This is a genomic window from Chryseobacterium takakiae (assembly GCF_900129385.1).
Lineage (GTDB): Bacteria > Bacteroidota > Bacteroidia > Flavobacteriales > Weeksellaceae > Chryseobacterium > Chryseobacterium takakiae.
This window is the reverse complement of record NZ_FQVO01000003.1, coordinates 155,996-170,396: the sequence shown is the minus strand read 5'-3', so window position 1 is coordinate 170,396 and position 14,401 is coordinate 155,996. Positions and strand designations below refer to the sequence as shown.

Below are 14,401 nucleotides of genomic sequence, written 5' to 3'. Positions count from 1 at the left end.
AATATAATTTAAAATTTGTTTTACATTTCCATAACCGTTGCGCCCCAGGAATATCCTACACCGAAACCAGCCATAAGGATCTTATCTCCTTCTTGTAAGATTCCTTTATCCATCATATTTTTCAGGGCAATGGGAATAGTTGCAGATACGGTGTTTCCTGTTTTTTCCATATCAATGTAGAATTTATCTGCCGGAATTTTCGTTTTTTTCCGTAAATAATTCAGCATAAAAGAATTCGCCTGATGAAAAACAAAATGGTCAATATCATCCATATCCATTCCGTTCACCATCAAGGTCTCTTTTACCAGCCCAGGGATATTTTCAATCGTAAAATTAAAAATTTCAGGACCATTCATGTATATATTTTCAGGATTAAATTCATGTTCGGGATTAGGTTCAAAATCTTTTTTAAAAGCTCCTTTTTTCACGATAAGATTTTCTGCCCCGCTTCCGTCCGTGCCGAGGCAAAACTGATAATCGCGGTAATTTTCTGCCTTTTCCACAATAACAGATGCGGAGGCGTCCCCGAAGATGCTGCGATTCCCCTTATCTTCCGGATGAATATGTTTACTGTAGGTTTCTGAAGTTACCAGGAGAATACTTTTGGCAATTCCTGCAGAAATCAGACCTTTGGCAAAAGCCAATCCGTACACAAAACCAGAGCAGCCGAGATTAAAATCAATAGCGCCAATATTTTTTCTCAGTTTCAGGCGGTCCTGAAGAAGGCAGGCGGTTGTCGGAAGAAAATAATCAGGGCTTTGGGTACAGAATAAAATAAAATCTACCTTACTGCGGTCGTAGCTTTCAAAAACTTTTTCAGAAGACTTTACAGCCATATCCAAAACCGTTTCATTATCAGAAGAAATGTGGCGCTGGGAAATCCCTACTTTTTCGTGGATTCTTTCTGAGCTCCATTCCGGAAATAATTTTTCAAGATCATCATTAGTGAGCACAGACTGAGGAAGATAATATTCTATTTTAGAAATTTTCATCATGTTAAAAAATTTTCTTTCTTTGCAAAAGTAACAAAACAAATGTACACTTTTGATGATTTTTTTATTTAGAGTTTTAATAAAAACGCACGCATTCTATCATTCCCTCCTTAATAGAGCCAGCCTTGCGGTTGCCAGATATAAAGGCATGAAGGTAGGCAGAAATTTTAACATGCCCGATAAAGTTTTTTTCGGAACCGAACCCTACCTTATTGAAATTGGAGACGATGTAAATATTGCTGCCGGCGTCAGGTTTGTAAATCATGGCGGAACCACTACTTTGCTGAGAAAACTTCCCGGCTACGAAGATGCCAGAATCCTGGGAAGGATAAAAATAGGAAACAATTGCACCATCGGCCTGAACTGTGTGATTATGCAGGATGTGCAAATCGGGAACAATTGTATTCTGGGAGCCCATTCCGTATTGTCGCAATCAATGCCTGATAATACGGTTTTTATCGGAAATCCTGCACAGTTTCTCTGTACAATAGAAGATTACGGAGACATCGTTTTAAAAAATAATCCTGAATATCCCAGGGAACTGGAAAAGGACAGAAAAAAACTTGATGCTTATATCAAAGAAAATCTTCCTCATAAGTACAAGAAAGCGAGAAAAATTAAATAACTTAGTTCTCGTAAACACAAAAGAAAAAAACAAATTGAAAAAGAAAAAAATCCTCATTCGAATAGGTTCGCTGCGTCATGGCGGCGCAGAAAAAGTATTGGTTAATTTCCTGAAAAACCTTCCCCCGGATAAATACGAAATTGATCTTCTCCTGAATCTCTACTCCGGGCTGTACCTACAGGAAATTCCTTCCTGGATAACGCTGCATTACCTCATAAAAGGAGAAATGATCACCACCAACAGGCCGAAAGATATTCCCGTAAAAGCATTCAGGGTACTTTATGAGAAAATGTTCCTTTGGTTTCCTTTTCTGCTCTACAGATTTATTTTAAAAAATAAAAAATACGATGTGGAAATTGCAGCCATTCATGCAATGTACCGGGAAATACTTTCAAGTCCGCAGAAAAATTCAAAGAAAATTATTTGGGTGCAGAATGATATTTTCAACGTAAAAGGCTATACACCAAAGGTAATCCGTGAATTTTTCAGGTTTGACAGAATTCTTGTAATTTCCAATAAACTCCGTGACGGGATATACGACCTGGCAAAGAACGAAGCAGAGAAAGCTTCCGTTATCAAAATATTCAATCCCATCGACAGGAATGATACGCTGAAAAAAGCAGACGCCGAAATCCATGACTACCCTTTTACCGACAATCTCCCCACTTTTGTTACAGTAGGTACGGTATATCCTCAGAAAGGCTATGACCGACTGCTGAATGTGCATAAAAAACTGATTGATGAGGGATTCAAACATCAGCTGCTAATCATTGGAGATGGCTATGATTTCAATAACATTCAGGATCAGCTTAACAGGCTTGGTCTTCAGGAGACGGCAAAAATGTATGGTTTCAGCAGCAACCCTTATCCTTACCTGAAAAAAGCAGATTTTTATATTATGTCATCGAGGCATGAAGGTTTTCCCACCATTATTGCAGAAGCGCTTATCCTCAACAAACCGGTTTCAGCAACCGATATTTCAGGAATACGGGATCTTCTTGAGGACGGAAGGCTGGGAACCATCACTCCCAACTCCGAAGAAGGAATTTATGAGGGAATGAAAAAATTTCTTACCGATACAAATATTGCTGAAGAATATAAAAATAGAATTGCAAAGACTGAGCTTCCGTTTGTTTTGGAAAAATCGGTGGAACATCTTCAAAAAATTATTGACGAAGTTTAAAAAAACACGCATTATGTCAGATTATTCTATTATTCAAAAAGATTTTTACCGGGAAAGCGGAAAATGGCTCTCCAGAATTGAAATCTGGAAAAAATGCATCAATCCCAATCTTCATTTTGTTTATATTTTGAGGATGGCTCAGAAACATCACAAAATAAGACTTTTAAATATATTTTGGAGAATCGTTTTACGGCATTACCAGATTAAATATGGTTTTCAGATTTATCCTGAAACACAAATTGGGGAAGGTTTTTATCTTGGTCATTGGGGAAGCCTGGTCATCAATCCGGATACGATTATCGGAAAAAACTGCAATATTGCCCAGGGAGTGACTATCGGGCAGCAGAACCGTGGCAAAAATGAAGGCTCTCCTGTTATCGGTGATGAAGTATGGATCGGAACTAATGCGGTTATTGTAGGAGCTGTGACAATAGGAAATAATGTATTGATTGTTCCCAATTCTTATGTGAATTTTGATGTTCCCCCCAATTCCGTAGTTCTTGGAAATCCTGCTAAAATAATTCCGGCAGAAAATGCCACAAAAGGATATATCAACCGGAAAGTATAGTATTTGAAAACTTACCAAAAAACACAATATCATGCTAAAAAAAATAATTCCCGCACTTATCATTTTACTTTACCTTACAGGTCTTTTGCTTTCTTTTCAGTTTATTTTTCAGAAACTTTTCGATAAAGAATGGTTTGAAAGCGTCCGAAATATTCTGGAATACGGGATCATGTTCTTTTCTTTTCTTGTTTTTAATGCACTCCTTTTTAAAAATAGATATACCACTGTACTATCAGTCATATTATGTTTGCTGCTAAGTATCAATTTTCTTATTTCCGTATCCTGTTTTTTTGTTTATCATTCCGGATTTAATGTGGGAATGGCTATAAGTATTCTGGAGACGAATACGAATGAGGCTTTCAGTATGTCTTATATGTTTATTTTGCCAACACTTCTGTTTTTAGTTTTTTTTGGATTGCTATTGTATTCTGCCATTTATCTTAAAAACAATATCATCAGATTCAACGGTAAATTTGTTTTTATTGCTTCGTTATGGATTATAATGCCATGTGCTTTTTATCTTAAACACCGATACATAAGCAATAAAGGAGGCGGAAAAATGATTAAAAACGTATATTATCATCTATCTGATTTTAATATGGCTATGAAAGTACAGAAAGATATTGATGCCATTAAAAAGAATGTACCGGTATTCAATATCAAAAAAATACAGCCGGGAGTAAAAAATGTAATTCTCATTATCGGAGAATCCGAAAGAAAACAGAATATGTCCTTATATGGCTACGGAAAAAGAACGACTCCCAATGCAGACCGGCAAGCCAAAAATATGATGATTTTTGACCATGCCGTTTCCCCCGCAGGAATAACCAATCTTAGCGTTCCGCTGATGCTCTCCAGTATTCATCCGGATGAATTTAAACAGCGGTATGACAAGCTTTCATATAATGTTATTAATCTTGCCAATCAAAGCGGGTACAATTCTTTCTGGCTTAGTACACAGGCCAGTTCCAGAGGAATAACGGCAATGGCTTCACTCTCAAAAAATAAGAAATGGATTAACGGATATGATGAGGTAATTGTTCCTGAACTTAAAAATGTTATCACAAATAAAGAAGATAAATTTGTGGTTCTGCATATCATGGGGAGCCACCCGAATCCATGCAACAGATTACCTTCAACCTGGAATTCCGAAGGATTGGACTGCTATGACAGCTCTGTAAAATATACGGACTACGTTATGGGAAGTATTTTCAACATGCTAAAAAATACAAATTCAGTAGTTATTTATGTTGCCGATCACGGGTTAAAAATACAGGGAAATAAGCTGCTGCATATTGACTCTAAAGAGTCTACCCAGGTTCCGTTTTTTGTCTGGTTCGGTGATAAAGTACCTTCTGTTTATAAAATCACAGGCCGGGAAACCTTGCAGACACAGACCACCTATATTTATCCGCTAATTATGAAATATATGGGATTGGAAGCACCTTCCGTTTATAAAAACCAAGAAAATAAATATTTAAACCTGAAAATGGAAAGTATAAATTACAGCCAACTTCCAGAGTAGTAAAATGCATTTTACAATTTGAATTTCAAAAATCATTTAGTTGCAGCATTTTTTAAATTAATCCTAATTTTTTTAATTTTACTTTGTAATTTTATTTAATCTAAATTATTTGTATGAATCGTGGTAATGTCATGTGATTTTAAGCATATTTTAATATTAAACTTTGTTAAAAAACATTGATTTTTCACTAAAAATTCTATTTTTGTAGCATTATTGATTTAGTCTATTGATTTTAAAAATAATTTACACGAAATAAATAATTATACCAATAAAATTATGTCACAATCGTACGAAGTTATTTTTGAAAACAACAGAAAATGGGTAGCGTCTAAACTGGCAGACAATCCGGAATTCTTTCATGATCTTGCAAAGACCCAGAATCCAGATTATCTATACATCGGATGTTCCGACAGCAGGGCAACCGCAGAAGAACTGATGGGCGCAAAACCCGGCGAAGTTTTTGTCCACAGAAATATTGCCAATATTGTTAATACATTGGATATGAGTTCCACAGCGGTTATTCAATACGCTGTAGAACATCTGAAAGTAAAACACATTATTGTCTGCGGTCATTACAACTGCGGCGGTGTAAAAGCAGCCATGACGCCCGAAGATTTGGGACTTCTGAATCCATGGCTTAGAAACATCCGCGATGTTTACAGACTTCATCAAAGCGAGCTGGATTCTATTGAAGATGAAGGCCGACGTTATGACAGGCTGGTTGAACTTAATGTTCAGGAGCAATGCATCAACGTCATTAAAATGGCCTGTGTACAGGAAAGATACATCCTTGAGGAATATCCTGTTGTCCACGGCTGGGTGTTTGACCTCAGGACAGGTAAGATTATTGATCTGGAAATTGATTTTGAGAAAATCCTTAAAGACATCCAGAAAATTTACAACCTTACGGGTTCCGATTGGGTTATGAGCAGAAAAACCAAATAGTTTTTCTTAAAAAAAAGTGAAATGAAACTCTGGAGTATTATTACATTACTGTTTTTCCTGAACTTCACGGCTTTACCGGGTATTGCTTCGGTATTGGGCTGGGATCTCACGAGAACCAATGTTGTAATTAATGAAGAAGAACCACACTCTCACCCATCCTCTTTTATTGTTTACGAAAAGACCCTTCCCAAAACTCTGGATGTTTTTGATTATCTGAAGTTTTTCGAGCCCTCTCTGGAAGAAAAATCTTTTGTACCGGTAGATGATTCCTTTCATCTGTCTCCTTTATTATCCATATTTTCTCCGCCTCCGGAAGCTTAATTCTTAGTCAGATTTTTTAATCATTATTCATATCATTTTTGGTATTGGATACGATGTACTATTTATAAAATTAAATTTCCAATTTTTTGTAATTGATTTTATTAAAAGAATAATAAATCAGTTCTATTCACAGCAGTTTATCATCATGAAAAAAACATCATTAATAGGAGGAATAAAGGAGAATTTCCCTTCAGGACTCGTTGTATTTTTAGTAGCGCTTCCTTTGTGTTTAGGAATTGCACTTGCCTCGGGCGCCCCACCGTTATCCGGAGTTATCGCGGGTATCGTAGGAGGCTTGGTCATAGGTTCAATCAGTAATTCCAATATTTCCGTATCGGGTCCGGCGGCTGGATTAACAGCCATTGTACTTACAGCAATTACAGATCTTGGCGCATTCAATATTTTTCTTTGTGCCGGAATTATTGCCGGAATTATTCAATTGGTTTTAGGCTTCGTAAGAGCAGGAAGCATTTCCAATTATTTTCCCAATAATGTTATTGAAGGAATGCTTGCAGCCATCGGGATTATTATTATTTTAAAACAGATTCCGCATGCTTTGGGGTTCGATAAAGATTATGAAGGACACCAGTCGATTTTTGATAACGGACTGAACTTCGGATATTTTTCAGAATTATCCGGAGCCATACATCCGGGAGCAATTATTGTAACGCTTGTTTCTATATCTATATTAATCACCTGGGACAGGGTTCATTTTCTGAAAAGAATAAAAATGCTGCCCGGCGCCCTTGTAGCAGTAGTTGCAGGTATCGTTCTGAATGAAATTTTTAAAATGTCCGGCAGCTCACTGGCGATACAAACGCAACATTTGGTATCTCTTCCGGTACCACAGTCGCTGGACGATTTTAAAAACCTTATTACCACTCCCGATTTCAATGGCTTTCTAAATCCGAAAGTATGGATTGCCGGAGCAACAATTGCTATTGTAGCTTCAATCGAAACGCTGCTTTGTATTGAAGCTTCCGACAGGCTGGATGTTCAAAGAAGAATTACAGACACCAATCTGGAATTAAAAGCCCAGGGAATAGGAAATCTGGTAAGTTCATTTATCGGCGGGCTTCCCATGACTTCGGTAGTTGTCCGAAGCTCGGCGAATGCAAATGCCGGAGCTACATCAAAAATGTCAACAATCATCCACGGAATCCTTCTGTTAATTTGTGTTTTATCAATTCCTGTTATTTTGAATCTTATTCCTTTATCAACATTGGCGGCAGTATTGATTATGGTGGGATACAAGCTTGCAAAACCGGCCACTTTCAGACATTTTTGGCAATTGGGAAAATTCCAGTTTATTCCGTTTGTGGCAACCGTAATTGCCGTTGTGGCAACGGATTTGCTGAAAGGAGTAGGAATAGGTCTTGCGATCTCGGTTTTCTATATTCTGCAGGGAAACATGAAAAGAGCATATTATCTGAGCAGGGAAAAGCTTGATGATGCAGACGAAATAACGATTAAACTGGCTGAAGAAGTTTCATTTCTGAATAAAGCCGCCATAAAAAAAACATTGAAAAATATAAAACCGAACTCTACCGTTACCATCGACGCCAGAGGAACTTCTTATATTGCCACCGATGTTTTGGAGATGATCCAGGATTTTGCTAATATCAGAGCCAAAGAAGAAGACATTAATGTAGAATTGTTAGGATTCAAAACATCATACAGAGACTACGAAAGAGATGAAAATTCTCATATTGTAGTCACTCATAAAAGAGCAATGTAAGCTCTTTGTTTAATAATTTTTTAACTTTAAAAATATAAATAGATTATATGAAAGCACACACTCACGAAACTCAGTCTACCATTACCCCTGAAAAAGCATTAGAGTTTTTAAAGGAAGGAAACCAGAGATTTGTAAATAACCTTAAAGCCAACAGAGACCTTTTGGAGCAGGTAAATGCTACCCGTGAGGGACAGTGGCCATTTGCCGTAGTACTAAGCTGCATAGACAGCCGTACTTCCGCAGAACTTATTTTCGATCAGGGTCTTGGTGATATTTTCAGCATCAGAATCGCAGGAAATTTTGTAAATCAGGATATTCTGGGTTCTATGGAGTTCGGATGTAACGTAGCAGGTTCCAAACTGGTAGTTGTATTGGGGCACACCAAATGCGGCGCATTGAAAGGCGGACTTGATGCCGCGCAGATTGAAGGCCTTGGAATGGATAACCTGAATCATCTTATCAATCACTTCGACCCGATCATCAAACAAGTAATAGAAGACGGCGAAGAGCGTTCTTCGAAAAACAGCGATCTTTTAGAAAGATTAAACCATCAAAATGTAAAAAGTGCTATTGAAGATATCCGCAAGCAGAGTTCAACACTCAGAAAACTTGAGGAAGAAGGCAAGATTAAAATTGTAGGCGCTAACTATGATGTGGAAACCGGAGCCGTAAGCTGGTTGTAATCAACTCTTATCTATCAGTCAACTACGAAAAGACAATCAATAAATATGTTATAGTTAGATAGATTGGAAATTAAATTTAAAAGTACATCAGAAGGCCATCAAGATCGATGGCCTTTTTTGGATTACATGAAGTACATATCTTTAATGATAAAAACATAAATAGATCAGATGATTTATTCCGGAAATGCTTACTTTTGAACAGCAAAATCATGAATATCAACCATGCCAGTATCAATAAAATTGCTTTTTTCTATATTTCTCTTCTTCCTCAATGGTTTCGTTAAATCTCAAACTTCCGGGAAAAAGGCGGTAACGGATACGCTTTCTTATGCTAAAAAATTTGAAATTAATAAAGAAAAATACATCGGGAAACCTTTTTCACTGCTCTTAAAGGATATGACCCAGATGCAGCCTAAAAAAGCTAAATCTGAGTTTAGAGAAGATATGAATAATCCTCTTCCGAGCACTTCTTTTTCATTTTCGGATAAAAAAGATATCAATTCTGGAAGCGATGTTATAATGATCATCAAATGGAAGGCGGATGATACCGCAACTACTCCGTTGGAATTTTTTGAGCAGGAACACAATTACCAGTTTACACCCAATGAAAAGAATTTTCTTGAGAAAAAAATTGTTATGGACATTACGGTATATAAGCGTTAATTGTTAAAAAATCCTGTTGTGTACATCATTTCCCGTTGAAAGCAGACATGGTGTTATTAATTCCTGCAAATACAAATGACAAACTTGCTTTCGAGAATTTTTCAATTCTTTCGGGAAGTGCTGCATTTTCTTCATCATTCCATGTTCCGAGAACATAATCTACTTGTCTGCCTTCGGAAAAGTCTGCCGAGATCCCAAAGCGAAGTCTTGCGTAATTTTGTGTCTGAAGGATTTCATTGATATTTTTCAGTCCGTTATGCCCTGCATCAGATCCTTTTCCTTTCATTCTTAACGTTCCGAAAGGAAGAGCAAGATCATCGGTTATGATCAATATATTTTCCAAAGGAATATTTTCTTTTTGCATCCAGTATCTTACGGCATTTCCCGAAAGGTTCATATAGGTATCCGGTTTTAGAACCAACACTCTTCTTCCTTTGTACTTTCCGTCTGCCATCCATCCGAAGTTGGTACTGTTAAAAGGGACTTCCAATGTTTCAGCAATTTTATCCGCGACTTTAAAACCTATATTGTGGCGTGTATTTTCATACTCCGAGCCTTTATTTCCGAGGCCTACTATCAAATATTTCATTGAGAAATTTTTTGCAAAATTAAGGTATTAGGAACAAAAAAACTCAATCTGTAATAGATTGAGTTTAATATTATGTGAAGATTATTCTTATAGCGGTTTGTAAATGTAGTTTATGCCATATCCTTTTCGCATATACGTTTGGGCGTCATAATTGTAATCTGTAGATACAACTACTGGTACCGGTACCGGCTGCATCAGATCAGATACAGATTTTCTTTTAGGGCTGTTTGGAGAAAGAATCCAGCTTTCCATGTCATTTTGCTCAGTAGATAATAATCTGGAAATTTTATAAGCCATCGGCAGTAACGTAAATGGATTGATCTGGGCATCATAATTGGAGTACTCATAGCCATATTTTGTATTTACTGCACCGAATACACCTCCTGCGATAGGTCCGTAACCTCTTATTACTTTAGTTACATTATCCCCTGAATATTCATAGGTTGTTTCAGAAAAATTACTGTACGCAAAAGGAACACCTATTGTTTCGTTCCCTGTCTGCATAACAATCTTAGCAAGCTTTGAAGTTGTAGAATTGTATGTAAGGTTATAAAGGGTTTTTGATTTTCTAAGAATCGTCCAAGGCCCCGGAGTTGTTGATGGCGGAACCGGCGCTGTTCTGTTGTATACGGAACGTGTTTCGGAAATAATTTCCAGTCTTCCCGTATTGCCATAAGTGAACTGTTGTTCATATGAAGTACTGTCTGCATCAGGTGTACCATTATTATCAGCATCAAGAAAACCTCTAAAGGTTATCCTGCTTATCTTATCCCCACTATACTGTACATTTGTTACGGAAGCCTTTCTTGTATCCACTCTGGACAATTGGAGGCCATTATAATGATATGTAGCCAGTGTATCAGCATCTGTAATTTCTCTGTAAAGTGCACGTGCACCGATAAGTCCGGTATTATTGTTAATATCCAGCAGCGGATTTCCGTCTTCATCTGCCAGATCTTTACAAGAATGAACTGCAGAAATACCTACTAAAAGCAAAACAAAATAAAAAAGTCTTTTCATTCCAAGGTGGGATTATTTATTTTTTCACAAATATAGTTTTTTTTTGAATAAAAATCATATTTTTATTCCTTTTCAAACAAAACTAATAAAGATAAAATATAGTTATAAAGCTTTATATACATATTTAATAACCTGCCCGGGATCTGAAACCGGATAATTCTGAGAATCATACAGGTAAGATTTCGGCACTGTGGTTTGCGGCGCACCCGAACTGACTAAAGTAATTTTTCCGGTATTATTAGATGATAATGCATTAAAGTTAATCGGGAATAAAGTACCCGTTATCATGAAATATTCTTTCGGTAAAGTGGTATAGGGATTTATTTTGTTATCATAGTTATCATAAGCATATGACACGGTAGTTGAGGTTGAAGGATCCGGATTGCCTCCATTCATGAGCATGGTTGTATAATCAAGCTTTGCTACATTACCTGCAGCGAAAGTAAATTTATTTTCCACATAATGGGTATAATTGGAACTGCCTCCCATTTTTTTCTTTTCTACAATTCTGTATAACTGTCCGTTTGCATCATAATAAATTGTGAAGTCACTGTGATTTGAGGAAGAAACCAATGTTTGATCCATTGATATTTCAGATAATTTATCTCCGGTATATGAGAGTGTATAAAGATGATTAATAACATGAGGCGTTACATTATCCAGATATTTGATTTTCGAAATCTTGTCGCCGGAATAAGTAACCGTAGCAGTAATGGTATTGTTGCTGCCTGCATCTCTGATAAAAGCTTGCGAAAGAATTCCTGCATTCGTAACATACTCTTCCTGGTCAATATTTCCGTTTGTAATTTTGCTTAAAATTCTTGGCCCTGTAATGGTTGTTCCGCCCGAATTATTATTATTTTGGTTAGGAGGATCTTCTGTAGTATTATCACAGGAAACAGAAAAACTTAATGCCAAAAGAGCAAGAGATGAAATGAAGTATTTCTTTATCATACGTTATTAATTTTAAAGCTCTCAAATATAATTGATTTCTTTGATCGAAAAACTAAATTTTGAGATAAATATTAAAATAAAAATCTAAAAACACTATTTTTTTTAGATTTAATATAATATTTCACACATCTAATAAGGTTGTAATACTGAAGTTGTAAAGACAGATTGTGCCATTGCAGCATTAAGAAAAGAAGTATTAACTGGAAAACCTATTCCCAGCGTTCCTGAATTTAGATTTCTTTTTGTACACGCTACTTTTACTGAATAATTATTTTTAGGAACAATATTAGTGAGTGTTGCATTCAGATTGAAAATTTTATAACTCCCATCCGCACCCAGCACTACATCTGTTCTTACAGCCTTTAGTTTATCATCCAGAAAAACACCACAAGCAAATCCTGATGAAGAATTACCATTTCCTGTTTTTTGTGCGGTTGTCTGAAATGAAAAGACCACTTTGTTAGTAGGTTTACTGATTGAAAAGGTATCCTGTGTTCCGGATAATACAATCCATGTATTATCAATTGCAGAGTCTTCCGCATACGGAATGGTAGCTCCGTTGGATCCGCTAAATGTTGCCCCAGATTGATCTATTAAAGTATTGATGAAGAAAATAGACATGCTGCCTTGTCCGTCAGCAACTTTTATATTTTTCCAGTCGTTTACAGTAAGATCGGAACTATTATGAAAAATCATCCCTGCTGTGCCTGCATTTCCTTTTACAGTATTTGTTCCCCCTATTCTCAACTCATTTCGTACGTTTAGATCTCCGTTAATATCCAAGGTACCCACCGGAGTAGCCGTATTTATACCCACCTGCGCATATGTGCCACATGAAAATAGCGAAATTAGAATGATAAATATTTTCTTCATGATTTAGTTTGTTACTGGATTAAATACTTCGGGAACTTCATAAGCATCCACTTTAAGAGATGATTGGGCGATAAAGCTGTCAATATTGGAGGCTACATTAATTCCTATTCCAAGGGTCGCCGTAGAATTGTAGGATTTCAATCTCGCACAGGCTACGCTTACCGTATGGTTACCTTTTGAAAGATTTTCTGCTATACCTATCTGATTGTGAGTAATAAACGTATTTGTTCCGGAGCTTGCTTTAATATTTCTTTGTCTTAAATTAACCAATTTATCGTCAACAAAAATTCCGCAAGCATAATCTATGGCAATATCCGGATTCCCATTTGAAGGGAAATCTGCCTGCACTACGGTTTCAAACTGAAAATACATTTTACTTGTAGCACTATATAAAGTAAAAGGCTGAGATAATGATGAAATTTTTCTGAACAAATTTAATGAACTGATGTTTGCATTTTTTACAAGTGTGGTGGATATTGTTGCAGCATTCGACGATTCTTCCGAAGAAGTAAATTTTACTCCCGTCCTGTCTGCAAATGAGCTGCTGAAAATAAGATAAAACTTATTCTGCTCATAATCTGGGATACGTAGAGTTTTCCAGACAGGAGGATATCCTTCCCCCTGAGAAACAAGTATCTGATCATTAATCCCCGTAGTGATCTGATTGTTGCTGGTATTCAATACCGATAATTTTCCTCTTAGATTCATATCTCCGTTTACATCAAGAATAGATTTGGGAGAACTTGTATTGATCCCCACCTGAGCACAAAGATAAATTTGGGTTACTGATAATAATATTACTAATAGTTTTTTCATAATTATATTTAGTAAGTTACAAATTCAATGATATCTAATTTAAATACAGATTCTAGAGTAAAGGCATTGGAAATTGTATTGCTATTAGAAATATTCCTACCTATTGTGAATTCAGTAGTCAGACTGGAAGAATCTATCTTACGACAGGCTATTTCTATTTTCTGATTACCTGCGGGAACATCCTGTTCCGTGTAGTTAAGTGTAAAGATATAATCCTGAAATCCTAGTTTGGCGCTATTATTATTCGAAGAAATTTTGTCAGGTCTTACTGCTACCAATTTTCCGTTTCTGAAAACACCACATGTAAAAGTAATATTCTGCGGGGTTGTTGCAGCCGGCGCTCTCAATTCTACTCCGGTCTGAAATTGGTAATTCAGCTTATTTTTACTGTTTTTAATAACAAAGTTACTTTCATGAGCTGCAATTTTGACCCATTTGCCTTTGGTAATATCTGTAATATCATCTCCTATATTGCTTTGATATATCCCATCAGCAGCAACGTTGGCAGAAAGACTTGTTATACCCACCTGATCTGTTGACAAATAGGAATTGATTAATTTATATTGTCCTTCCTCCACAAAGGATACATTCAAAGATTTCCAAACCGGAGGCAGGCCCTCGCCCTGAGAAACCAAAACCTGGCCATTAAGTCCGGCATTGCCCACCTGAGTCGCAGTGCCACCAACTCTGAGTTCTTTCCTTAATGAAGCTGTTCCGTTAACATCCAGCGTAGCATTTGGATTATTTGTTTTAATACCAACCTGTGCATTGAATGTCATATAAAAAAACAACCCGGCTATACATTTGTGTCTATTTTTCTTCATAGATACAAATATAAAAAAAATCACACCGAGTTGATATACTTTAAAAAAAATATAAAAAATAAACTATATAAAATTTATCACT

16 protein-coding genes are annotated in these 14,401 nt (G+C 36.4%); 9 read left to right on the top strand and 7 right to left on the bottom strand.

Annotated features, from left to right (window positions below):
* Nucleotides 1–20: 20 nt before the first annotated feature.
* Complete coding sequence (locus tag BUA76_RS05730; RefSeq protein ID WP_083573170.1) at nt 21–995, bottom strand: 3-oxoacyl-ACP synthase III family protein; 975 nt, start codon at nt 993–995, stop codon at nt 21–23.
* 52 nt (nt 996–1,047) lie between these two features.
* On the opposite strand from BUA76_RS05730, the gene BUA76_RS05725 reads away from it, so the two are divergent.
* From BUA76_RS05725 to BUA76_RS05685, 9 genes are all read left to right on the top strand, one after another.
* Nucleotides 1,048–1,617 carry an acyltransferase gene (locus tag BUA76_RS05725; RefSeq protein ID WP_072883849.1) on the top strand — a complete coding sequence of 190 codons (570 nt, stop codon included), beginning with the start codon at nt 1,048–1,050 and terminating at the stop codon, nt 1,615–1,617.
* 34 nt (nt 1,618–1,651) lie between these two features.
* Nucleotides 1,652–2,800, top strand: a complete 1,149-nt coding sequence (locus BUA76_RS05720; RefSeq protein WP_072884016.1) for a glycosyltransferase — start codon at nt 1,652–1,654, stop codon at nt 2,798–2,800.
* A 13-nt stretch (nt 2,801–2,813) separates the two neighbouring features.
* Nucleotides 2,814–3,368, top strand: a complete 555-nt coding sequence (locus tag BUA76_RS05715) for a serine O-acetyltransferase (protein ID WP_072883848.1) — start codon at nt 2,814–2,816, stop codon at nt 3,366–3,368.
* Nucleotides 3,369–3,399: 31 nt separating this feature from the next.
* On the top strand, nt 3,400–4,893 hold the full coding sequence (locus tag BUA76_RS05710) for a phosphoethanolamine transferase (protein WP_083573169.1): 1,494 nt from the start codon (nt 3,400–3,402) through the stop codon (nt 4,891–4,893).
* 276 nt (nt 4,894–5,169) lie between these two features.
* Nucleotides 5,170–5,838 carry a carbonic anhydrase gene (locus BUA76_RS05705; protein ID WP_072883847.1) on the top strand — a complete coding sequence of 223 codons (669 nt, stop codon included), beginning with the start codon at nt 5,170–5,172 and terminating at the stop codon, nt 5,836–5,838.
* Between the two features lie 21 nt (nt 5,839–5,859).
* Nucleotides 5,860–6,159 (top strand): hypothetical protein, encoded by a 300-nt coding sequence (locus BUA76_RS05700; protein WP_072883846.1) that lies wholly within the window; start codon nt 5,860–5,862, stop codon nt 6,157–6,159.
* A gap of 145 nt (nt 6,160–6,304) precedes the next feature.
* Nucleotides 6,305–7,897, top strand: coding sequence for a SulP family inorganic anion transporter (locus BUA76_RS05695; RefSeq protein WP_072883845.1), 1,593 nt, complete (start codon nt 6,305–6,307; stop codon nt 7,895–7,897).
* 47 nt (nt 7,898–7,944) lie between these two features.
* The gene (locus BUA76_RS05690) at nt 7,945–8,580 is read left to right on the top strand and encodes a carbonic anhydrase family protein (RefSeq protein WP_072883844.1); all 636 of its coding nucleotides are present in this window, start codon (nt 7,945–7,947) and stop codon (nt 8,578–8,580) included.
* A gap of 222 nt (nt 8,581–8,802) precedes the next feature.
* Nucleotides 8,803–9,243 carry a hypothetical protein gene (locus tag BUA76_RS05685; RefSeq protein WP_072883843.1) on the top strand — a complete coding sequence of 147 codons (441 nt, stop codon included), beginning with the start codon at nt 8,803–8,805 and terminating at the stop codon, nt 9,241–9,243.
* A 25-nt stretch (nt 9,244–9,268) separates the two neighbouring features.
* Here BUA76_RS05685 and pth read toward each other — a convergent pair whose 3' ends face one another.
* The 6 genes from pth to BUA76_RS05655 form a co-directional block, all read right to left on the bottom strand.
* Nucleotides 9,269–9,832: an aminoacyl-tRNA hydrolase gene (pth, locus tag BUA76_RS05680; RefSeq protein ID WP_072883842.1), complete on the bottom strand. Its 564-nt coding sequence runs from the start codon at nt 9,830–9,832 to the stop codon at nt 9,269–9,271.
* A gap of 87 nt (nt 9,833–9,919) precedes the next feature.
* Nucleotides 9,920–10,852 carry a hypothetical protein gene (locus BUA76_RS05675; RefSeq protein WP_072883841.1) on the bottom strand — a complete coding sequence of 311 codons (933 nt, stop codon included), beginning with the start codon at nt 10,850–10,852 and terminating at the stop codon, nt 9,920–9,922.
* 102 nt (nt 10,853–10,954) lie between these two features.
* Complete coding sequence (locus tag BUA76_RS05670; protein WP_072883840.1) at nt 10,955–11,806, bottom strand: hypothetical protein; 852 nt, start codon at nt 11,804–11,806, stop codon at nt 10,955–10,957.
* A gap of 129 nt (nt 11,807–11,935) precedes the next feature.
* Nucleotides 11,936–12,679, bottom strand: coding sequence for a hypothetical protein (locus tag BUA76_RS05665; RefSeq protein WP_072883839.1), 744 nt, complete (start codon nt 12,677–12,679; stop codon nt 11,936–11,938).
* A gap of 3 nt (nt 12,680–12,682) precedes the next feature.
* Nucleotides 12,683–13,495 (bottom strand): hypothetical protein, encoded by an 813-nt coding sequence (locus BUA76_RS05660; protein ID WP_072883838.1) that lies wholly within the window; start codon nt 13,493–13,495, stop codon nt 12,683–12,685.
* Between the two features lie 8 nt (nt 13,496–13,503).
* Nucleotides 13,504–14,319, bottom strand: coding sequence for a hypothetical protein (locus BUA76_RS05655; protein ID WP_072883837.1), 816 nt, complete (start codon nt 14,317–14,319; stop codon nt 13,504–13,506).
* Nucleotides 14,320–14,401 lie beyond the last annotated feature (82 nt).